Source organism: Streptosporangium sp. NPDC087985, assembly GCF_044741965.1.
Taxonomy (GTDB): domain Bacteria; phylum Actinomycetota; class Actinomycetes; order Streptosporangiales; family Streptosporangiaceae; genus Streptosporangium.
This window is the reverse complement of record NZ_JBIUTQ010000005.1, coordinates 22,451-42,336: the sequence shown is the minus strand read 5'-3', so window position 1 is coordinate 42,336 and position 19,886 is coordinate 22,451. Positions and strand designations below refer to the sequence as shown.

Genomic DNA, 19,886 nt, shown 5'->3' with positions numbered 1-19,886 from the left:
CTCGGGGGAGGGCCTGGCTGATCGGCCGGTCAGCCGATCAGCCGGTCAGGCCGGTCAGGCCGGTCAGGGGAAGAGCCGGCCGTACTCCGCCAGGGCGACGGCCACGTCGACCTGGGCCCAGAACCGGTGGTAGTTGAAGGACGGCGCGGGGCCGGTGCCCTTCAGGAACGCGTCGACCTTCGGCCAGTCCGGGTCGTTCCTGTAGAAGGACCGGATCGACATGAAGGTGGAGCTGGAGTTGATCGCGTCGCCGTTGGGCATCTTGCCGGTCCAGCCGGCCGGGACGTAGACCGGGTCGTTGAGGCGGCGGTAGTCGGCCTTGGTCTCGGACACCGAGACACCCTTGGTGTCCTGGTTGTTCTTCCAGATGCCGTCCAGCAGACCCTTGGCGATGGTCTTGGCCGTGGCGTTACCGGACTTGGCCGCGTAGTACATCAGCACCTTGGCGTAGGAACCCGCCACGCCCACGTCGGTCGTGTAGTCCCTGATGCTGACGTGCAGCCCGGTGTTGGCGCTCGGGTTGGCCGGGTTCCAGGTGTTGGGCTGGCCGGTCCACACCAGGGTCGAGGGGATCTGGTAGGTCCCGTCGGCGTTGACCGTGGTGTTGTCGGTCGCCCACTTGACCCACTTGTCCAGCAGCAGCTTGGCGTCGGCGTTGCCGGTCGCGTAGTAGAGCTCCGCGACCCGCTCCATTGACCAGGCCTGGAAGCCGAACCACTGGTTGGACGGCGGGTCGTGGTAGACCGGCTGCCAGTCGTAGGCCATGCCGTAGAAGGTGGGCGACCCGGACGGCGGGGACGCGTAGTGGCCCTGCCAGCTGTTGGTGGCGCCGCCCGCGATCGCACCCTCGGACGACTGCAGCCAGCGGTAGAACTCCAGCTGCCGCTTGGTGCTGGTGGTCCAGTCCTGTACGGCGGTCGCTCCCTTGGGCTTGAGCACGTCCACGTTGGACAGCGCCCAGGCGGCCATCGGGTTCTGGTATCCGGAGTGGTTGTGGCTGGAGCCGATCCGCCAGGCCCAGCCCGCGGAGCTGTCGTTGGCGCCGCCCCAGGCGTAGTACCAGCTCAGCAGGTAGGCCGCACTGTCCTTGCCGGTGCCGGCCGCACATGAGGTGCTGGTGCAGCCCTGCTTCTTGAAGTACTTGTCGTACATCGCGTAGCGCAGGTAGTCACCCATCTTCGCGGCCTTGGCGACCGAGGAGGCGACCTGCGACGCCTTGCCCTGCTCGGTGGCCCAGGTGTGCGCCCAGTAGGCGACCTGGACGGCGCGGGCGTCGGCGTCGGGGGCGTTGGTGTACTTCCACTGCTTGGCGTAGGAGCTGTCCCCGGTGAACAGGTCGAGGTAGCCGTTCGGGCCGCCGTGCTTGAAGGTGTCACAGGACGGCTGGGGGATGGTCTCGAAGACCGACTCCTCCGGGCCGCGCTGGTAGGTGTTGATGTAGGCGGGCTTGGTGGTGCCGTCGCCGCAGCGGCCGAAGCCGTAGGTGTTGTCCACGTCGAGCAGCCAGTGCATGCCGTAGATGTCACCGGTGCCGTAGGTGCTCTTCAGCTCGTTGGCGAGCGGGTCCACACCGACGGAGACGTTGCCGTCCAGCTTGGACGGGTACTGCCTGATGTCGTCCCACTCACCGGCGTAGGTGGCGGGCTTGGACGGGTTGTAGAAGGAGTTGGTCGGCTGGTCCGCCGTGGAGGGGATGATGTACTTCTCCATCGAGGCCCAGGCGTCGTTGAACCTGGTCCAGTCGCCGGTCACCTTGCCGTAGGCCGCCTCCAGCCACAGGTAGTAGCTGTAGGCCTCGGAGGTGGTCTCGTGCCCGTGGTCCGGAGCCTCGACCATCAGGGTCTCCACCGAGTGGTACGGCACGCCCTGCGGCGAGAAGTAGCCGTTCGCCGGGTTCTTGAGCTTGTTGTACAGCGTGGTGAACCGCTGGATGTACTCGTTGTCGCCGATCTTGACTGCCGTCGCCTTGGCCGAGGTGTGGCCGGGGGCGGTCGAGGTGAACTCCGCGCTGCCCGAGGTCTGGTCGCTGTTCAGGGCGGCGGCGATCCTGACCGTCTGGGCGGTGTTCCAGTTGGTGGGGGTGAAGGTCCGCGTCCCGCCGGTCGTGACGGTCAGGTCGGTGTCACCGCTCGTCCTGGTGGTCGTCACCGTGACGTTCGCGGTCGGGGCCTTGGAGAGCTTGACCGAGAAGTCCGCGGTCCCGCCCTTGGGGACGGGGAGTACGGCCGGGGTGAGGAGCACCGCGGGGGCGGCGTTGGCCTGGACGCTGATCCCGACCGGGGCGGAGGTCGTGGTGGCGCCCTTGTCGTCGGTCGCTCTCGCGGTGAGCGAGTAGTCGCCGGCGGCCACGTTCGTCCAGCTGTAGGTGTACGGCGCGGTGGTGTCGGTGCCCAGCAGGGTCGTGCCGTTGAAGAACTCGACCTTGGTGACCGTGCCGTCGCTGTCGGCGGCGTTCGCGGCGATGTTCACCGTGGCGGGCGCGGTGAAGATGGCCCCCGCCGCCGGGCTGGTGATGCCGACGGTCGGCGGCTGGTTGACGGTGGTCCCGCCGCAGGTGACGCCGTTGATCGTGAAACTGGTCGGCTTGGGGTTGGACCCGGACCAGCTCCCGTTGAACCCGATGTTGGTCGAGGCCCCGGTGCCCAGGCTGCCGTTCCAGTCGAGGTTCTTGGCGGTGACGTTCCGGCCGCTCTGTGACCAGGTGGCGCTCCAGCCCTGGGTGACCTGCTGCGAGGTGTTGGGGAAGGTGAACCCGAGCGTCCAGCCGTTCAGCGGGTCACCCAGGTTCTTGATCGACATGTCGGCGGTGAAGCCCCCCGGCCAGTCGTTGGTCGAGTAGGTGACCTCACAGGAGATGGCCGCGTGTGCGGGTGAGGCTGCCAGCGCGGTGACCGTTCCGGCCGCCAGGCTGAGCAACGCCAGCGCGGCGACCCGTCTCCGGAAGCGTGGGAGCGCTCCCGCTCTGATCGGGAATTGAGGCATCGAAATGGTCCTCCAGGGATGGGGCCGACACAAAACCGCTGGTAGAAGCCTCGTGCCGGGGAGGGCGGGGAAGAGAGGGGGTGGGAGCGCTCCCAAACACGATTCTGGAGACAGTCCCCGAGATGTCAATGGCGTGTGGCCCGGGTTACGCCCGCGTTTCGCCCGCCATGCCGTCAGGCTGCTGCGATCCGCGCGGGCGAATTCCCGGAACTTGAAACTTTCACGATTCAGTTCCTCATCGAGCCGAGCGCTTGCTTTGTTGGTCGCCGGAGCCTCTCCCCGGATCGGGAGCCTCTCCGGGGATCGGGAGTCAGGGGCCGGGAGTCAGAAGCCAGGGGCGGGAAGGCCGGAAGGAGAGCGGAGAGAGGGGGCGGTCGGGAGTCGGAAGTCAGGGGGGAGGGGGATGCCCGGGAGCCGGGAAAAGTGCCTGCCTCAGGAGCCGGAGCAGGTGACGCCGGTCGGCTGACCCTGCGGGCCGTTGGCGGTGAAGCCGATGATGACCGACTGCCCGGCGGGGAGGTTCTTCGCCCAGTCGGGACCCTTCGCCGTCCAGGTGGTCCCGCTGGTCGTGACGGTGGCGTTCCAGGCGCTGGCGAGTGTCACGCCCGACGGCATCGACCAGGTGGCCGTCCAGTTGTTGAGCGCCGAGCCGCCGGTGTTCTTGAGCGTCAGCTCGCCCTGGAAGCCGCCCTGCCAGGAGTTGGTCAGCTTGTACGACGAGGTGCAGGAGGCCGGGCTCACCGTCGGGGTCGGGGTGGGCGTCGGGTTGCCACCGCCACCGCCGACCGGCGGGATCAGGTAGGGCTGCAGGATGTTCTGCTTGTTCTGGTCGATCGTGGTCCAGTCGTCCTTGGCGATGCCGCCGGTGTCACCGGAGTTGGGGTTCCACGCCCAGTAGGTGAACGACATCCCGTTCACCCCGGTGCCCGTGTACTTCATCAGCTCCTGGAGCCAGGTCTTGTCCACGGCCGCCTGGAGGGTGGTGCCGAACTCACCCATCATGATCGGGGCGATGTTCTGCTTGTACAGGTAGCCCCAGTACCTGTCCCAGATCGCGGGCATGTTCGCCGGGTAGTTCGGGGCGTCGAACCACGCCTGGTGGTAGACCGAGGTGGCGTACTCGTGGGGGGAGTAGACCAGCCGGTTCGCCACGTTGAGCCGCACCGGGAACTGGCCGGCCTTGGAGAGGTTGCCGCCCCACCAGCCGCAGTCCTCGTCGTTGCTGGGGTCGTTGTCCCAGATGTTGGACAGGCCGCCGCTCGGGCAGCTCACGCCCTCCACGAAGATCAGCCAGTTGGGGTTGACCGACAGCACCGCGTTGCCCGCCCGCTCGGCGGCCAGCCGCCAGTCGCGCGTGGTGTCGCCGCAGCCCCAGCAGGCGCCGGTGGCGGCCGGGTTGGTGCCCTCGGCGTGCGGCTCGTTGTGCAGGTCGGCGCCGATGACGGTGGTGTTGCCGGCGTAGCGCTGGGCGAGCGCCTTCCAGTCGTTGATCCACGTGCTCTCCGGCGTCGCGCCGACGTACCAGAGGGCCGACTGCCCGGCGGCGGTGGGGCGGTGGCGGTCGAGGATGATCCGCATGCCCTTGCTGCCGGCGTAGTTGATGACCTTGTCGAGGATCTGCAGCGGGGTGTTGCCGACCAGGTCGGGGTTTACGTAGTCGTTGATGCTGGTGGCGACCGCGCCCGGCTTGAGCGCGTCGTTGGAGAACGGCACGCGCAGGGTGTTGTAGCCGAGCGAGGCCATCTTGTCGATCTGGCCCTTCCACGGGTTGCTCGACCACAGCCCGTGGAACGTCTTGTTGTCGGTCTCCATGCCGAACCAGTTGATGCCGGTCAGCCGGACTGTCGCCCCCGTACTGTCAACGATCTTGTTGCCGGAGGTGTGCAGGTAGCCGGTGCCGGTTCCACCCGCCGCAGCCGCGGGGGAGGAGCCGATCGCGACCGCCAGCGCCGAGGCGGTCACGAGCGCCGCGAGCGCCGCCGACCACCTGCGAACACGCAGGACTTTCATCAAGATGCCCTTCGGGGATGGGATCTGGTCGCGGGGTGGGTTCCCCGCGATCGAAAGTTGCGGCCGGTCGCGTCTTTCATGCTTCGGCGCACACGGGGTTACCGTCAACCACCCCGCCGGGCGGTCCGGGTCCGTCGAGGGCGCGCGACCCCCTCTAGCTCGGCCTTGTACGGCTTCCGCCCCCGTCGTGTCCCGTGAAAGTTTCACGTCCCACCCGGCCGTTCGACATCGCCGGAAGCGGAGATCACCCACGTCGAGCCGCCGCTTCCGTGCGTCCCGATTCCGTGCGGCGTTCCGCTCATCCGGCCCGGGCGACCGCCACGAGCTTGAGCTGCGTCTCCAGGGCCAGGCGGAACTCGTCGGACAGCGCGCCCTCGCGGTGCCGGTCGGCGATCTTCCCCTGGATCGAGGTGAGGTCGCGGGAGCAGCAGAGGCTGTTGGCCAGCACCTGCCGCAGGTCCAGCGCCACGTCGGGACGGATCCCGCCCCGGCCCTCCCCTTCGGCCAGCAGCGCGTTGAAGCGCCGCACACTCTGGCTGAGCGTCGGCAGCGACGACCGGACCGTCTTCACCCAGGGAGGTGTGCGCGGGGCGTTCTCGGTCTGGACGACCTGAGGGGTGGCCAGGTCACGGCCCCCCTCCGGGGGCGTGGCCGGCGCGAGGGGCACGGGGGAACCGAGGGCCGGGGCCGGGACCGGGGTGAGGGTGGGGGTGGGGGTGATGGCCGAGGTGGCTCCGAGGGCCGTGCCGGGGTCCGGCCGCCCTCCGGGGGCGGCGGCGAGCTGGTTCCACGCCAGGGCTCCCAGGAACAGCACCGCGACCACCGTGACCGCCGTCCAGCGCAGGAGCAGGGCGGCCGTGGTGCCGTGGGCTCCGGCCAGCGCGGCCGTGAGGCCGTTGGCCATCTCCTGCGCCTTCGGCCGGGCCTCCGGTTCCTGAGACAGACAGCTCCGGCACAGCGCGGCGACCCCGGCGGGCAGCCCCGGAGCGCAGACGGCGGGCGGAGGTCCCACCCGCCGGACGTTCTCGATCTCCTCCCAGGTCCGCTCCGGGTACGGCGTGCTGCCGGTGAGCATCTCGAAGAGCAGCACGCCGAGCGCGTAGACGTCGCTCGCCGGGTCGGCGGTCATGCTGGTCAGCCGCTCGGGCGCCACGTAGGGAGGCGTGCCGTAGTCGGAGGCGTCGTCGTCGCCGTCCTCCCCGATGAACGCCGCGATGCCGAAGTCGAGCAGCTTGGCGCCGTCCGCGGTCAGCAGCACGTTCTCGGCGGTGACGTCGCGGTGGACGATGCCCCGCTCGTGGGCGGTGGCCAGCACGTTGGCCAGCCGGGCGGCGATCAGCGCCGCCTCCGCCCACGGCAGCGGGCCCTCGGAGATCCGGTCGGACAGCGGGCGTCCGTCCAGCAGGCGCATGACCACGTAGGCGGCGAGGCGGCCGTGCGAGGTCACCGTCTCCCCGTAGTCGTACACCTCGATCGCGTCGGGATGGATGAGCCTCGCGGTGGCGCGGGCCTCGCGGCGGATGAGGTCACGGCGCCCGCGGTCGGCGCCGAGTTCGCCGTCCAGCAGCTTGACCGCGACCACCCGCTGCAGGGACTGGTCGAAAGCCCGCCAGATGACGCTCATGCCGCCCCACGCGATCGGCTCGAGCAACAGGTATCTGCGGGTGAGCAGCTCTCCCGCGCGGAGTCCGCCGGGCTCAGGCGGACTCACGGACCACCAGCTCAGTGGGGAGCGTCGGGTTGTTCTTCATGAGTTCGGTCGAGGTCATGGAGAGCAGCAGCAGCCGGGTGGCGAGCGCGGAGAACTCCTCCACGGGCTGGCGGACGGTGGTGAGCGTGGGGGAGGTCCGCCGGGCGATGGGGGCGTCGTCGAAGCCGATCACGGCCACGTCCTCGGGCACCCGGCGCCCGGTGCGGCGCAGGGTCTGGATGGCCGCCGCCGCCATCACGTCGGAGGCGGCGAACACGGCGTCGACGTGCGGCATCCGGCGCAGCAGCCACTGCATACCGTGCACCCCCGAGGAGTGGGTGAAGTCGCCGTAGGCCACCGGCACGCCGGTCATCCCGGCCATGGCGAGCATCTGGACGAAGCCGTCGAGCCGGTCCCGTGCCGCGGGCAGTCCGGGCGGTCCCGCGATGACGCCGATGGCCCGCCGGCCGCCGAGGAGGAAGTGCTCCGCGGCCTGCCTGCCGCCGTCGCGGTTGTCCATGTCGACGTGGGGGAGGTCGATGCCGTCCGGCGGTCGGCCCGCGCTCCGCACGGGAATGCCGGACGCGGCCAGGGTCACCGCGAGGGGATGCCGATCTCGCGCGCCGATCAGCAGGACCCCGTCCACTCCTCCGGCGACGAGTGGTGGCGTGGCGATGGTGGAGGTGGCGGCGGTGGCCGTCATCACCGTGAGCGGCACGCCGTGGCTGATGAGCACCTCCTCCGCCGCGGTGATCATCCTCGCGTAGAAGGGTTCGGTGAACAGTCGATGCGCGGGCTCGCAGACCACGATGGCCACGACCTGGTCGGACCGGCGGCCGGCCCCGCCCCGGGGCGCGCGGTGCCGTACGTAGCCGAGACGCGAGATCGCGTCATGCACCTGTCTGCGGGTCGATGTGCTGACCCGGACTGAACCGGTGATTACCCGGGAGGCGGTGGCAGGGGAGACCCCTGCTTCTGCCGCGACCTGGGCAAGTGTGGGTAGATCAGGCATAACTTCCTCCACACCAAGATTCCGCACAGGTGGGAGCGCTCCCAGTGAACGTAGCACTGTTTCGGAAGTGCCAAAAGATGTTTCCTTAAAATCGCTACATGTAAGTCAAATGCTTCTGACAGTCCAGTCAGGAGCGAGCACCGACATGATGATCGAATCGTGCCACCGGCCGTCCTGGCGCAGGGCGTCGCGGCGCACGCCCTCCTCGACGAAGCCCACCTTGCGGTACACGTGGGCGGCCCGGTCGTTGAAGTCGAACACCTCCAGGCCGACCCGGTGTAGTTCGGTGGTGGCGAAGACGTGGTCGAGCAGCAGGCGGATCGCCTCGGTGCCGTAGCCTCTGCCGAACGCGCGAGGGCCGACCAGGGCGATGCGGAGGTTGCAGGAGAGGTTGTGCGGGTCGAGTTCGTTGAGCACGATCTCGCCCACGTAGGTGTCGTCGTCGGCGGCGCAGATCGCCAGGTCCAGCCGGTCGTCGTGGTCGCCGCGCGAGCCGTACCAGATCTTGGCCGTCTCGTAGTCGATCGTCCCGTGCGAGCCGGTCAGGCGTTTGCTCTCCGGATCGCTGACGAGCTCCCAGAGCCCGTCGACGTGCTCGGGGCCGACGGGGCGGAGCGTCACGCGCTCCCCGGACAGGGTGGGCTTGTTCGTGAACATCACCCGGAGTGTCTATCCGGGCCGGCCGCGCGCGGGCAAGCCCATTGTTTCACCAGGGGCCGTAGGGGCCCTGGTTGCCGCCCTTGCCGATCTCGCTGACGGCCGGCTTCACGTCGGCCAGGTAGATGCCCGAGGCGATGACGGAGGCGATCGTGAAGATGCTCAGCACGCTGACGTACTGCACCGCGGCAGCGAACCCGAACAGCGTCGCCAGGCCGAGAATGATCAGCCAGCGGTTCTTGCTCTGCTTCCCGGTGACCGCGAACGCCCGCGCCGGGGTTCTCAGGGCGTGCAGAAGAGCCCAGGCCGACAGGGCGAACACGCCGATGGCCAGGACCCAGAAGATCAGGTTCAGAACGCCGTGGATCTGGATCATCTTCTCTCCAACACGCTCGCCTCGCTGCTGCCTGCCAGCCTAATGCCGAAAGCACCCTTCGCGTCGTCCTCGATCCCGTGCGTGCTCGCCGTACGGCGCGGGCGGAGGGGGAGGCGGACGGAAGGGAACCCGCCCCGGCGTCGCCGGGGCGGGTTCTCCGCGGGGTGAGCGCCCCACCGGGTCACGTGACGTCCGCACGTGCCGGCCGGAGCCATGCCATGCGGGCGCACCTGAAGGCCCCGGCTCAGGACTTCCGGGTGGAGGTCCTCTTCGGGGCACGGCTGTTCTTCCTGGTGGGCTCGGCCGTCTCGGAGACCTCCTCCAGTTCCAGAGCCGCCTCGCTGCTGGCCTTGGAGACGGCCTTGCGGCCGCGGCTGGCGAACTCCTCGTAGAGCTTGACGGCCCTGCCGGTGAACTGGTCGGCGTAGCCGCGGGCCTTCTCGGGCAGGTCCTTGGCGTAGCCGCGGGCCTTCTCGGGGAGGTTCTTGGCGTAGCCGCGGGCCTTCTCGGGCAGGCTCTTGGCGGCCTCGCGGATCTCCTCGCGGTGTCCCTGCAGCCTATGGATCTGCTCAGGAAGTTCGCGGAGCTTCTCCGCGGCGAGGTCGCCGACGCCGGCGGCGGCATAGAACGGCTTGGAGTCGGCGAGCTTCTTGACTTCGGTAGCGAGAGTCATGGATTCAACCTTCCTTGGATTCCGATGTGACGGGACCGCTGTCCGCGGGGGCCGCGTAGGGCTTCAGCGCGGTGAGATACTCCTCGGGCAGCGGTGCCTCGTCGTCCGGTGAAGAGCCGGTGTCGCCCCCGTGGGACTCCGGCGCGGGATGGGTTTTCCGGGAGGTCTGCGCTTCCGCTTCCGGAGTCCCGTTCTGGTTCTCCTTGCGGAACGACTCGTAGATGTCGATCAGCACCTGGCGCTGGCGCTCCGTGAGGAGGTGGTCGGTCCTGATCGCGGTCAGCACGTCGCTGTCCGGCTCGCGCTCCTCGATGAGCCCCGCCTGGACGTACAGCGCCTGTGAGGAGATGTGCAGTCCCTTGGCGATCTGGTTCAGGATCTCCGCGCTGGGCTTGCGCAGTCCCCGCTCGATCTGGCTGAGGTAGGGGTTGGAGACCCCCGCCGCGCTGGCGAGCTGACGCAGGGAGATCTTCGCCTGCGTGCGCTGCTCGCGGATGTATTCGCCGATCGAGCCGACCTTGGGTAGTGCCATGCCTTCAGTCTGCACCACACTGCTTGCAACTGCAAACAGGGTGATTAACAACTGCAAGCAAAGAATGGGTTAATGCGGGATCAACCAGAGCAGCGGGGCGGAGGCGGTCAGTACGACGGAGAAGGCGACGATGCCGTAGCGGATCCGGCGGGACAGGTCCGGGCCCGGAGTGATGAGGCGCTCGACCCGGGCCATCACCGCCGAGGAGGAGCCGGCCGCGCCCAGCGCTCCGTTCGGGGTCGGCACGGAGCCCGCCGTACCGAAACGGAGCAGGGCGGTGGCCAGGTGGCGGGGGGAGCAGTAGCGGCGGGCGTAGTCGTCGGCGGCCATCTCCACCAGCAGGCTGACCTCGTCCTGCACGGTCGCAATAAGCCGCGACCAGGGCAGCGCCCGGCGCAGCGCGGCGAAGGGGAGCAGCACCAGGTCGTGACGCTCACGGACGTGCGCGGTCTCGTGGGCGAGCACCGCGGTCAGCTCCTCGGAGGAGAGCAGCTTCAGGGTGCCCGCGCTGACGACGACCTGGGAGCGGAGGCCGGGCACGCAGTAGGCGGTGGCGCCCGGGTGGTCGACCACCAGCACCCCGGGGATCTCGGGGTCGTCGCGGGCGATGAGGGTGAGCAGGAGGCGGTGGCGGTGCCGGGCGCGGAGCGTCTGCGCCCCCGCGCTCAGGAGCACCGTGACAAGCACGGCGAGCGCGGTCAGTCCGGCGACGAGGGCCACGATCCTCGGCAGGTCGTAGGGTTCGAGCGGGCCGTCCCCGTTGCCGCTCGCGGAGACGGCGAAGGCACGGAGACCATGCAGCACGCCCTGACCGTAGGGCTCCAGGGCATAGGCGAGCAGCGCGCCGGTTCCGGCCAGGCCCCAGGTGACGCCGAGCGCCTGCCACAGGACGATGGCCACGTGCGGAGCACGGTAGGTCCACCGTGCCCGGGTGAACTGCCAGGCTCCAGCCGCGCAGACCAAGGCGAGTATCGCCAGGGCTGCCGCGGTTATCACTCGTCCTCCAGCTCCGTCAGGGCTCTGCGCAGAATCTCGGCCTCGTTTCCGGAGACGGCCTGGGCGAATCGGGTAAGGGCGGCCGACCGGTCCCCGGTCAGATCGAGTGCTTCAAGCATAAGCTCCGCGATGTATGCGTCGCGGCTCTCCGCCGGTTCGTACCGCCACGCGCGCCCGTCGCGGGTGCGGTGCAGGAACCCTTTGCGGGTCAACCGGTCGAGCACGGTCATCACGGTCGTGGGCGCGAGATCGCGGTCGGCGATGAGACGCCCGACCTCGCGCGCGGTCACCGCGGAGTGCTGTGCCCAGATGACGTCCATGATGCTGCGTTCCAACTCGCCGAGACCCTTCACGGGAACAAGCCTAGCTCCCACACCACGAGGGGTAGTACTACGGGCTGTCGAGTTTCCCGGACCGGTGGAGATTCCCAGTGTTAGACGGCGTTCCGACGCCGGAGGCCCGTCCGGCGAACGGGGTGAGGCCGAGATCCGCCATGGAGCGCAGTCCGGACATGGGCTGGCTTCATCGGGACAAGCCTGACATATCGGAATCAGCGGGGGCGACGGCCGCCCAGGGGAGCGTGAGCTCGCCGAGCCTCCAGCGGGCTGGCCCGCCGAGCGGAGGGCGGTCCACCACGGGCCAGGTCCCGGAGAGCGTCCGCACGGCGGCGACCCACCGCTGGCGGGAGCCGTACGGGCCCAGGGGGGCGTTGACCGCCCACGCGTGGTCGAAGTCGCGCAGGAAGGCATGGACGGGCTCGCCGGGGACGTTGCGGTGGATCAACGTCTTGGGCAGCCGTTCGGCCAGGTCGGAAGGGCGTTCGAAGGCGTCGAACCGGGCGGAGAAGGTCAGCGTCCGGGGACCGGAACCGTCGAGCCCGGCCCAGACCGCGCGGTGACCCACCTCCGAGCAGGTGCCCTCGACGATCGCCCCGCCCGGCGCGATCCGCCTCCGGAGCATCGCCCAGTAGTCCCACGCCTCGGCCTCGCCGTACTGCCTGAGCACGTTGAACGCCCGGACCAGCAGGGGCGGCCGGTTCACCGGCAGCTCGAATCCGCCCAGCGCGAAGGAGAGCCCCGGGCGCTCGTACGGCCTCGCCGCCGCCACCCTGGCCGGGTCGATCTCGATGCCGGCGACCTCGACCGTGGGACAGACCTTCCGCAGCCGCAGGAACAGCTCCAGAGTCGTGGTGTGCGAGGCCCCGTAGCCGAGGTCGACCACCAGCGGACGGTCCGCCGAGCGCAGCAGACGGCCGTGGACGGCGGTGGTCCACCGGTCGGCCCGCCGCAGCCGGTTGTGCCCCGTCGTCCCCCTGGTGATCGCCCCGATCGGTTTCGGCATGTCAGACGCGGTGGATCTTGTGCTGGGCGGCCTGGGCGCGGGGGCGGATGACCAGGCGGTCGATGTTCACGTGGGCGGGGCGGGTGACGCACCAGGCGATGGCGTCGGCCACGTCGTCGGCGGAGAGCGGGTCGGGGACGCCCTGGTAGACGCGGCCGGCGGCGGCGGAGTCGCCACGGAAGCGGTTGAGGGCGAACTCCTCGGTGTGGACCATGCCGGGGGCGACCTCGATGATCCGGACTGGCTCGCCGCACAGCTCCAGCCTGAGCACCTCGGTCATGGATGTCTGGGCGTGCTTGGCCGCGTTGTAGCCGCCGCCGCCCTCGTAGGAGACCAGGCCGGCGACCGAGGTCAGCATCACCAGCACGCCGTCGCCCGACGCGATGAGACGGGGCAGCAGCGCCTGGGTGACGCGGAGCGCGCCCAGCACGTTGACGTCGTACATCTTCTGCCAGTCGGCCACGTCCCCGCTCGCCACCGGCTCCAGGCCGATCGCGCCGCCGGCGTTGTTGACCAGCACGTCGCAGCGGTCCAGGGAGGCGGCGAGCTCGTCGACCGACTCCTGGGAGGTCACGTCCAGGGTCACCGCGCGGATCCCGGGCACCTCGGCGGCCAGCCTGTCCAGCCGGTCCCGGCGCCGCGCGGCGGCCACCACGTCGAAGCCCTCCGCGGCCAGACGGCGGGCCGTCGCCTCGCCGATCCCGCTGCTGGCACCCGTCACCACTGCTGTCCTGTTCATGGCCCTCAATCCTGCCAGGACCTCGTTCTGCCCGGTCCGGTGCGTCCACATGACGGGAATATTACGAAGTCGGGGAGGGTTAAATCCCCCTCGGAGGTGGTGTCGGTGAGGCGACGGCGGGTCAACCGGGTCGCGACGATCAGCATGCACACGTCCCCCCTGGACCAACCGGGGACCGGAGACGCGGGCGGCATGAACGTCTACATCGTGGAGGCGGCCAAACGTCTGGCCACGCTTGGCGTGGAGGTCGAGATCTTCACCCGGCAGACATCCCGTGACCTGCCACCGGTCGCCGAACTCGCCCCCGGCGTCTCGGTCCGCCACGTCACCGCGGGGCCGTACGAGGAGCTCGACAAGGGCGACCTGCCCGGCCAGCTCTGCAGCTTCGTCTCGGGCGTGCTGCGGACCGAGGCCATGTACGACCCGGGCCACTACGACGTGATCCACTCCCACTACTGGCTCTCCGGCCAGGTGGGCTGGCTGGCCAAGGAGCGCTGGGGCGTGCCGCTGGTGCACACCATGCACACGATGGCCAAGGTCAAGAACCTCCTGCTCGCCGAGGACGACAAGCCCGAGCCGACCGCCCGCGTGCTGGGCGAGGAGCAGGTCGTCCAGGTGGCCGACCGGCTGGTGGCCAACACGCCGACCGAGGCCCAGGAGCTCATCGACCTGTACGGCGCCGACCCCGGCCGCGTCCAGGTCGTCAACCCCGGGGTGAACCTCACGGTCTTCCAGCCCGCGTCCAAAGGCGCTGCCCGCCACCGGCTCGCGCTGCCGCAGGACGCCCACGTGCTGCTGTTCGTGGGCCGGGTGCAGCCGCTCAAGGGCCCCGACGTGCTGCTGCGCGCCGCGGCCCGGATGCTCGTCGACGACCCCTCGCTCCGGTCGAGGCTCGTCGTCGCCTGCGTCGGCGGTCCCAGCGGCAACGGCCGGGCCCGGCCCTCCTACCTCACCGACCTGGCCGTCTCCCTGGGCATCCCGGACGTGGTCAGGATCGTCCCCCCGGCACCCCAGCACGAACTGGCCGACTGGTACCGCGCGGCCGACGTGACGGTGGTCCCCTCGCACAACGAGTCGTTCGGCCTGGTCGCCCTGGAGTCCCAGGCCTGCGGCACGCCGGTCGCCGCGGCGTCCGTGGGCGGCCTGCGCACCGCCGTACGCGACGGTGTCTCCGGCGTGCTCGTCGAGGGCCACGACCCGTATGACTGGGCGCGGGTGCTCGGCCGGTTCGTGCACCGGCCGGCCTGGCGGGACTCGCTCTCGGCGGGGGCGGTGGCCCAGGCCGCGGCCTTCGGCTGGTCGGCCACCGCGGCCCGCCTCGCGGACGTATACGCGGAGGCGATGGCGAACGTGCACCGCACCCCGATCGCGGTCTGCTCGTAGGCTGGGCGCATGCGTGAAGTGATCAGGGCGGCGCTGGAGGGCGCGGAGGTCTCCTACGAGGAGCCCAGACCGGGGGCCTTCCTGGCGAAGCTCCCCGGCCAGCACAAGCTCGCGACCATGACATGGCTGATCGTGGGCGACCACGCCCTGCACGTGGAGGCGTTCTTCTGCCGCCAGCCCGACGAGAACCACGCCGAGTTCTACCGCTGGCTGCTGACCAGGAACGGCTCCACGTACGGCGTGCACTTCGCCCTCGACCCGATCGGCGACGTCTACCTCGTCGGCCGTGTCCCGCTGGCGGCGGTCTCCGAAGACGAGATCGACCGGCTGCTCGGCTGCGTGCTCACCTACTCCGACGAGGGCTTCGACCGGGCGCTGGAGCTGGGCTTCGCCTCCTCGATCCGGCGGGAGTGGGAGTGGCGTGCCAAGCGCGGGGAGTCGCTCGCCAACCTCCAGGCATTCGCCCGGTTCGCCGACCCCGGGCGCTGAGGTCGTCCGGTCTGCCGCCCCGGGCACCGGACGGACCGCCCACTAAGCTTGTCCGCATGGCGACTTTGGTGCTGCTGCGGCATGGTGAGAGTGAATGGAACGCCAAGGGCCTGTTCACCGGATGGGTGGACGCGGGGCTCTCGGTCAAGGGCGAGGAGGAGGCGCGGCGCGGCGGACGGTTGCTGCTCGAAGCCGGAGTGCGGCCCGACGTGGTTCACACCTCGGTGCTGAGCCGGGCGATCCAGACGGCCAACCTGGCGCTGGGCGCCGCCGACCTGCTCTGGCTGCCCGTCACCCGCTCCTGGCGGCTCAACGAGCGCCACTACGGCGCGCTGCAGGGCAAGGACAAGGCGCAGACGCGCGCCGAGTTCGGCGACGAGCAGTTCATGCTCTGGCGCCGCTCCTACGACACCCCGCCGCCCCCGCTCGCCGACGACGACGAGTTCTCGCAGATCGGCGACCCGCGCTACGCGTCGCTGCCGGACGAGCTGCTGCCGAGGGCCGAATGCCTCAAGGACGTCGTCGACCGCATGCTGCCGTACTGGTACGACCAGATCGTGCCGGACCTGTCGGCGGGCCGGACCGTCCTGGTCGTCGCGCACGGCAACTCGCTGCGTGCGCTGGTCAAGCACCTCGACGGGATCGGTGACGACGAGATCGCCGGGCTCAACATCCCCACCGGCATCCCGCTCCGTTACGAGCTGGACGACGACTTCCGTCCGGTCACCAAGGGCGGCCTGTACCTCGACCCCGAGGCCGCCAAGGCCGCCATCAAGGCCGTGGCCAACCAGGGCAAGTAGACCGGGCCCGGGTACCGCGACCCGGGTACCGCGAGAGGAAAGGGCCCGCCGGAGCCGGCAGGCCCTTCCTTCTCCCTGATGGCGCGTCTTCGCAGACGGCCCGTCGTCGTGTCCGGCGGGCCCTCATCGGCCCGCCGACCTCACCGGAAGTCGACGTCGTGTGTCCGGGAGCCGGTCACCAGGTAGACCACGTCCTGGGCGACGCGGACCGCGTGGTCGGCGTAGCGCTCGTAGTAGCGGCCGATCAGCGTCACGTCGATGGCCGGCTCGACGCCGTACTTCCAGTCGTCGGCCATCAGGACCTTGAACAGCCTGCGGTGCAGCCGGTCCATCGCGTCGTCGTCCGCCTCCAGCTCCAGGGCGGACTCCACGTCGCGCGAGGCGATGCAGCTGCCCGTCTTGGTGATCAGGCGCTCGGCGATCTGACCCATCTCCAGGATGGTGGAGCGGATCTCCGGGGGGATCGCCGACTCCGGGTGGCGCAGCCGGGTGACCTTGGCCACATGCTCGGCCAGGTCGCCCATCCGCTCCAGGTCGGTGCCCATCCGCAGGGCCACCACGATCGTCCGGAGGTCCCCGGCCACCGGCTGCTGCCGGGCCATCAGATCGAAGATCGACGCCTCGATCTCCGCGAAGATCCGGTCGACCTCCTCGTCCTGGGAGATGACGCTCTCCGCGAGCTGAAGGTCGGCGTCGAGCAGGGCCGTGGTGGCCCGGGAGATCGCCGATCTCACCAGGCGGGTCATCTCGACCAGCCGGTCAGTGAGGGCATCGAGTTCTTCGTGGTAGGCGTCGCGCATGGTCCTTAACGTACGCGCGCGACAGTGAACGAACCTCGACCGTAGAGTGAACTTTGTGGGAAAGGCAATGGTCATGCCCTTTTGAGCAGCCTGAACGGCGAAACCCGCGCCTACCATCGAGGGCGTGAAGCCGACAGGAGGATCACGTGAGTGAGCTGATGGCGAGCTTGGCCGCGCTGGCCGGTTTCGTCGTGGGGGCGCTGGCCGTGCTGGTCGTCCGCCAGAATACGGGCCAGCGGAAGATGATGACACCGGTGGACGATGTCGAGCCCGGTGCGCTGCCGCAGGGGGTCGCCTCGGTGCTGGCCGTACTGCCGTCCTCGGCGGTCGTGCTCGACAAGGAGGACCGGGTGCTGCGGGCCAGTTCGGCCGCACGGGCGTTCGGCCTGGTCAAGGGGGAGCACCTGATGGTGGCCGAGCTGCTCGCGATAGCCAGGCGGGTGCGCAGGGACGGTGAGATCCGCGAGAGCGAGATCGAGATGGCCGGGCACAAGTTCGGCCAGGACTCGACCAACTTCGCGGTCAGAGTCGCTCCTCTGGGGTCCTACGGCCAGGTTCTCGTGCTCGCCGAGGACCAGACCGAGCACCGGCGCGTCGAGGCGGTGCGCCGTGACTTCGTCGCCAACGTGAGCCACGAGCTCAAGACGCCGGTGGGCGCGCTGTCGCTGCTGGCGGAGACCATCCAGGACGCCGCCGACGACCCCGAGGCGGTGACCCGTTTCGCGGGGCGCATGCAGCACGAGGCAGCCCGCCTCACCTACCTGGTCCAGGACCTCATCACGCTCTCCAGGATCCAGGGAGCCGAGCCCATCCCCACTCCCTGCCCGGTCCCGGTCGACGACGCCGTGCACGAGGCCATCGACCGCTGCAACACCACGGCGGCGGCCAAGGACATCACGCTCGTCGCCGGCGGCGCCGAGGGCCTGCAGATATGGGGCGACGACGAGCTTCTCGTCACCGCGCTCCGCAACCTCATCGACAACGCCGTGGCCTACAGCCCCGAGCACACCCGGGTCGTGGTCAGCGCGCGTCCGGCGGGCGCGCACAACGAGTCCGTCGAGATCAGCGTGAGTGACCAGGGGATCGGCATCCCCGAGGGCGCCCAGGAACGGATCTTCGAGCGCTTCTTCCGCGTCGACGCCGCCCGCTCACGTGCGACCGGTGGCACGGGCCTCGGCCTGGCCATCGTCAAGCACGTCGCCGTCGTCCACAACGGTGAGGTCACCGTGTGGAGCAAGGAAGGCTCCGGTTCCACCTTCACCCTCCGCCTGCCCGCCTTCGGCGGCATGGCGGTAGCCGTACCCGGTACCACGATCCCTCTGGAGGCCGCGCAATGACTCGCGTACTTGTTGTCGAGGACGAGGAATCGTTCTCCGACGCCCTGTCATACATGCTGCGCAAGGAGGGTTTCGAGGTCGCGGTCGCGACCACCGGCCCCGAGGCGCTGGACATGTTCGACCGCAACGGGGCCGACCTGGTGCTGCTTGACCTGATGCTGCCCGGCCTGCCCGGAACCGAGGTCTGCCGCTCCCTCCGCCAGCGTTCCAACGTCCCTGTGATCATGCTCACCGCCAAGGACAGCGAGATCGACAAGGTCGTCGGGCTCGAACTCGGCGCGGACGACTACGTGACCAAGCCGTTCTCGTCGAGAGAGCTGGTGGCGCGGATCCGCGCGGTGCTACGCCGTCAGGGCGACGTGGAGGAACTGGAGACGGCCGTACTGAGCGCCGGGCCGGTCCGGATGGATGTGGACCGCCACATCGTCGCGGTCCGCGGTGCGCAGATTCAGCTCCCCCTGAAGGAGTTCGAGCTGCTTGAGGTACTGCTGCGCAACGCCGGCCGGGTGCTCACCCGCGGCCAGCTCATCGACCGGGTCTGGGGTGCCGACTACGTGGGCGACACCAAGACCCTGGACGTGCACGTCAAGCGGCTGCGCTCCAAGGTCGAGTCCGACCCCTCCAACCCGCGCTGCATTCTCACCGTCCGAGGACTGGGATACAAGTTCGACCCCGTCGAGGACTGAGGCTCCCTGGGTGAGGGGCTTTCCGGGTGAGGGGGTACGGCCCGCGGGCCGTACCCCCTCACCTTCCGCGTCCTACTGGTCGCCCTCGGCCTGCTCCGCGGTGGCGGAGGGCGCCGGCGCGGCGCTCGGAGCCTGCGGGAGCTGAGTGAACTCACGGCTACGGGTGACGACCGGGATCGTGAGGGGGACGAGGCCGGCGTTGGCGAACTGCAGCTGCACGTCGATGCTCTCCCCGCCCGCGAGGGGCTTCTGCAGCCCCTCGATCAGGATCGTGGGGGTGGGCTTGCCGATGCTCACCAGCTTCTGGAAGGGGAGGTCGACCGGTTCGGTGACCTTCGCTGTGCCGACGGCCGGGTCGACGCCGACGCCGAGGAGCCGGTCATCCGCCTGGTTGGAGTTCACCAACGAAAGGTAGAGCGGGGTCGCCCCTCCAGCGGGGAGTGTCGCGCCGGAGTCAGGGCCCAGGAAGAACGCCTGGGCGACGTTGATTCCCTTGACCTTGGCGGTGAGCGCCTCAGTGGGGGAATAGGGCGTGTTGGTAATCGCGTCGAATCCGGCACCACAGCCGGCCAGAACCGGGGCGGCTGCGAGGAACGCGGCGGCGGCGATCGCCCAGTGACGGCGGTTGCGGGTCACGGCGTGCATTCTCCTTGTCACACATGAGGTAGGGCAGTACCAACCCTATCCGTGACCTTTGCCAGGTTTTCCGGCGGGCCACTGATCATCGGGAGCCGGGTAACGCAGGTCATGAACCCTTTTCTCCTCCTTGATTCATAGAGTCCGGTCCTTGTCAAGCCCTTAAATGCCGCTTTGACCTGCAGTTATGGTGATTTCACTGTTCCGAGAGGCTGTGGATACGTGGTACTCTTGAGTACAGCGGAAGGGGTACTTGTCACATGACTTTCCAGGTCGGCGACACTGTCGTCTACCCCCACCACGGGGCTGCTCGGATCGAGGCAATTACGACCCGAACCATCAAAGGTGAGGAAAGGACCTACCTGGTTCTCAAGGTCGACAAGGGCGACCTGACCGTCCAGGTGCCGGCTGACAACGCCGAACTCGTGGGTGTTCGCGATGTCGTTGGCCAAGAGGGCCTGGAGCGCGTTTTCGACGTGCTCCGCATGCCTCACACCGAAGAGCCCACGAACTGGTCCCGCCGCTACAAGGCCAACCTGGAGAAGCTGGCGTCCGGTGACGTCAACAAGGTGGCCGAGGTCGTTCGCGACCTGTGGCGACGAGACAAGGAACGCGGGCTCTCCGCAGGAGAGAAGCGAATGCTGGCCAAGGCCCGGCAGATCCTGGTCAGCGAGCTCGCGCTCGCCGAGAAGACCAACGAGGACAAGGCCGAGGCCCTACTCGACGAGGTTCTCAACTCCTGAACAC

20 protein-coding genes are annotated in these 19,886 nt (G+C 69.3%); 6 read left to right on the top strand and 14 right to left on the bottom strand.

Annotated features, from left to right (window positions below):
• Positions 1-63: 63 nt before the first annotated feature.
• From ACIN94_RS13235 to ACIN94_RS13180, 12 genes are all read right to left on the bottom strand, one after another.
• Entirely contained in the window at positions 64-2,982 is a 2,919-nt protein-coding gene (locus tag ACIN94_RS13235) for a glycoside hydrolase family 48 protein (protein ID WP_400704218.1), read from the bottom strand.
• 432 nt (positions 2,983-3,414) lie between these two features.
• Positions 3,415-4,992, bottom strand: coding sequence for a cellulase family glycosylhydrolase (locus ACIN94_RS13230; RefSeq protein ID WP_400704215.1), 1,578 nt, complete (start codon positions 4,990-4,992; stop codon positions 3,415-3,417).
• A 298-nt stretch (positions 4,993-5,290) separates the two neighbouring features.
• Positions 5,291-6,703, bottom strand: coding sequence for a protein kinase (locus ACIN94_RS13225; RefSeq protein WP_400704212.1), 1,413 nt, complete (start codon positions 6,701-6,703; stop codon positions 5,291-5,293).
• The gene (locus ACIN94_RS13220) at positions 6,690-7,694 is read right to left on the bottom strand and encodes a LacI family DNA-binding transcriptional regulator (protein ID WP_400704209.1); all 1,005 of its coding nucleotides are present in this window, start codon (positions 7,692-7,694) and stop codon (positions 6,690-6,692) included. Before ACIN94_RS13220 ends, ACIN94_RS13225 begins: the two co-directional genes overlap by 14 nt.
• A 105-nt stretch (positions 7,695-7,799) precedes the next feature.
• Entirely contained in the window at positions 7,800-8,351 is a 552-nt protein-coding gene (locus ACIN94_RS13215) for a GNAT family N-acetyltransferase (RefSeq protein ID WP_400704206.1), read from the bottom strand.
• A gap of 49 nt (positions 8,352-8,400) precedes the next feature.
• Entirely contained in the window at positions 8,401-8,727 is a 327-nt protein-coding gene (locus tag ACIN94_RS13210; RefSeq protein WP_400704203.1) for a DUF2516 family protein, read from the bottom strand.
• Positions 8,728-8,971: 244 nt separating this feature from the next.
• A complete protein-coding gene (locus ACIN94_RS13205; RefSeq protein WP_400704200.1) occupies positions 8,972-9,400 on the bottom strand; it encodes a hypothetical protein in 429 nt (142 codons plus the stop codon).
• Between the two features lie 4 nt (positions 9,401-9,404).
• Positions 9,405-9,932, bottom strand: a complete 528-nt coding sequence (locus tag ACIN94_RS13200) for a helix-turn-helix domain-containing protein (protein WP_400704197.1) — start codon at positions 9,930-9,932, stop codon at positions 9,405-9,407.
• A gap of 69 nt (positions 9,933-10,001) precedes the next feature.
• Entirely contained in the window at positions 10,002-10,928 is a 927-nt protein-coding gene (locus tag ACIN94_RS13195) for a M56 family metallopeptidase (RefSeq protein ID WP_400704194.1), read from the bottom strand.
• Positions 10,925-11,281 carry a BlaI/MecI/CopY family transcriptional regulator gene (locus ACIN94_RS13190; RefSeq protein WP_400704191.1) on the bottom strand — a complete coding sequence of 119 codons (357 nt, stop codon included), beginning with the start codon at positions 11,279-11,281 and terminating at the stop codon, positions 10,925-10,927. The genes ACIN94_RS13195 and ACIN94_RS13190 overlap by 4 nt, the downstream gene beginning before the upstream one ends.
• A 169-nt stretch (positions 11,282-11,450) precedes the next feature.
• Positions 11,451-12,269, bottom strand: a complete 819-nt coding sequence (locus tag ACIN94_RS13185) for a class I SAM-dependent methyltransferase (RefSeq protein WP_400704188.1) — start codon at positions 12,267-12,269, stop codon at positions 11,451-11,453.
• A gap of 1 nt (position 12,270) precedes the next feature.
• Complete coding sequence (locus ACIN94_RS13180; protein WP_400704185.1) at positions 12,271-13,008, bottom strand: SDR family oxidoreductase; 738 nt, start codon at positions 13,006-13,008, stop codon at positions 12,271-12,273.
• 99 nt (positions 13,009-13,107) lie between these two features.
• Between ACIN94_RS13180 and mshA the strand changes: the two genes are divergently transcribed.
• Genes mshA through ACIN94_RS13165 form a run of 3 tightly spaced genes read left to right on the top strand, consistent with a single transcriptional unit; the run spans position 13,108 to position 15,680 of the window.
• On the top strand, positions 13,108-14,391 hold the full coding sequence (mshA, locus tag ACIN94_RS13175; RefSeq protein WP_400704182.1) for a D-inositol-3-phosphate glycosyltransferase: 1,284 nt from the start codon (positions 13,108-13,110) through the stop codon (positions 14,389-14,391).
• A 9-nt stretch (positions 14,392-14,400) separates the two neighbouring features.
• Positions 14,401-14,880 (top strand): YbjN domain-containing protein, encoded by a 480-nt coding sequence (locus ACIN94_RS13170; protein WP_400704179.1) that lies wholly within the window; start codon positions 14,401-14,403, stop codon positions 14,878-14,880.
• A 56-nt stretch (positions 14,881-14,936) separates the two neighbouring features.
• Entirely contained in the window at positions 14,937-15,680 is a 744-nt protein-coding gene (locus ACIN94_RS13165) for a phosphoglyceromutase (protein WP_400704176.1), read from the top strand.
• 140 nt (positions 15,681-15,820) lie between these two features.
• Here ACIN94_RS13165 and phoU read toward each other — a convergent pair whose 3' ends face one another.
• Positions 15,821-16,480, bottom strand: a complete 660-nt coding sequence (phoU, locus tag ACIN94_RS13160) for a phosphate signaling complex protein PhoU (protein ID WP_400704173.1) — start codon at positions 16,478-16,480, stop codon at positions 15,821-15,823.
• A gap of 158 nt (positions 16,481-16,638) precedes the next feature.
• Between phoU and ACIN94_RS13155 the strand changes: the two genes are divergently transcribed.
• Both ACIN94_RS13155 and ACIN94_RS13150 read left to right on the top strand, forming a co-directional pair.
• Entirely contained in the window at positions 16,639-17,817 is a 1,179-nt protein-coding gene (locus tag ACIN94_RS13155) for a sensor histidine kinase (protein WP_400705070.1), read from the top strand.
• Positions 17,814-18,503: a response regulator gene (locus ACIN94_RS13150; RefSeq protein WP_400704170.1), complete on the top strand. Its 690-nt coding sequence runs from the start codon at positions 17,814-17,816 to the stop codon at positions 18,501-18,503. The genes ACIN94_RS13155 and ACIN94_RS13150 overlap by 4 nt, the downstream gene beginning before the upstream one ends.
• A gap of 72 nt (positions 18,504-18,575) precedes the next feature.
• On the opposite strand, the gene ACIN94_RS13145 is transcribed toward ACIN94_RS13150, so the two are convergent.
• Positions 18,576-19,148, bottom strand: coding sequence for a copper chaperone PCu(A)C (locus tag ACIN94_RS13145; RefSeq protein ID WP_400704167.1), 573 nt, complete (start codon positions 19,146-19,148; stop codon positions 18,576-18,578).
• 251 nt (positions 19,149-19,399) lie between these two features.
• Here ACIN94_RS13145 and ACIN94_RS13140 point away from each other — a divergent pair, with 251 nt between their 5' ends.
• Positions 19,400-19,882: a CarD family transcriptional regulator gene (locus ACIN94_RS13140; RefSeq protein WP_012887713.1), complete on the top strand. Its 483-nt coding sequence runs from the start codon at positions 19,400-19,402 to the stop codon at positions 19,880-19,882.
• Positions 19,883-19,886 lie beyond the last annotated feature (4 nt).

Coding starts and splice junctions, on each gene's coding strand:
- ACIN94_RS13235 (WP_400704218.1), bottom strand. CDS start 2,982: ATGCCTCAATTCCCGATCAGAGCGGGAGCGCTCCCACGCTTCCGGAGA.
- ACIN94_RS13230 (WP_400704215.1), bottom strand. CDS start 4,992: ATGAAAGTCCTGCGTGTTCGCAGGTGGTCGGCGGCGCTCGCGGCGCTC.
- ACIN94_RS13220 (WP_400704209.1), bottom strand. CDS start 7,694: ATGCCTGATCTACCCACACTTGCCCAGGTCGCGGCAGAAGCAGGGGTC.
- ACIN94_RS13215 (WP_400704206.1), bottom strand. CDS start 8,351: ATGTTCACGAACAAGCCCACCCTGTCCGGGGAGCGCGTGACGCTCCGC.
- ACIN94_RS13210 (WP_400704203.1), bottom strand. CDS start 8,727: ATGATCCAGATCCACGGCGTTCTGAACCTGATCTTCTGGGTCCTGGCC.
- ACIN94_RS13205 (WP_400704200.1), bottom strand. CDS start 9,400: ATGACTCTCGCTACCGAAGTCAAGAAGCTCGCCGACTCCAAGCCGTTC.
- ACIN94_RS13200 (WP_400704197.1), bottom strand. CDS start 9,932: ATGGCACTACCCAAGGTCGGCTCGATCGGCGAATACATCCGCGAGCAG.
- ACIN94_RS13185 (WP_400704188.1), bottom strand. CDS start 12,269: ATGCCGAAACCGATCGGGGCGATCACCAGGGGGACGACGGGGCACAAC.
- ACIN94_RS13180 (WP_400704185.1), bottom strand. CDS start 13,008: ATGAACAGGACAGCAGTGGTGACGGGTGCCAGCAGCGGGATCGGCGAG.
- ACIN94_RS13170 (WP_400704179.1), top strand. CDS start 14,401: ATGCGTGAAGTGATCAGGGCGGCGCTGGAGGGCGCGGAGGTCTCCTAC.
- ACIN94_RS13165 (WP_400704176.1), top strand. CDS start 14,937: ATGGCGACTTTGGTGCTGCTGCGGCATGGTGAGAGTGAATGGAACGCC.
- phoU (WP_400704173.1), bottom strand. CDS start 16,480: ATGCGCGACGCCTACCACGAAGAACTCGATGCCCTCACTGACCGGCTG.
- ACIN94_RS13155 (WP_400705070.1), top strand. CDS start 16,639: ATGGCGAGCTTGGCCGCGCTGGCCGGTTTCGTCGTGGGGGCGCTGGCC.
- ACIN94_RS13150 (WP_400704170.1), top strand. CDS start 17,814: ATGACTCGCGTACTTGTTGTCGAGGACGAGGAATCGTTCTCCGACGCC.
- ACIN94_RS13145 (WP_400704167.1), bottom strand. CDS start 19,148: ATGCACGCCGTGACCCGCAACCGCCGTCACTGGGCGATCGCCGCCGCC.
- ACIN94_RS13140 (WP_012887713.1), top strand. CDS start 19,400: ATGACTTTCCAGGTCGGCGACACTGTCGTCTACCCCCACCACGGGGCT.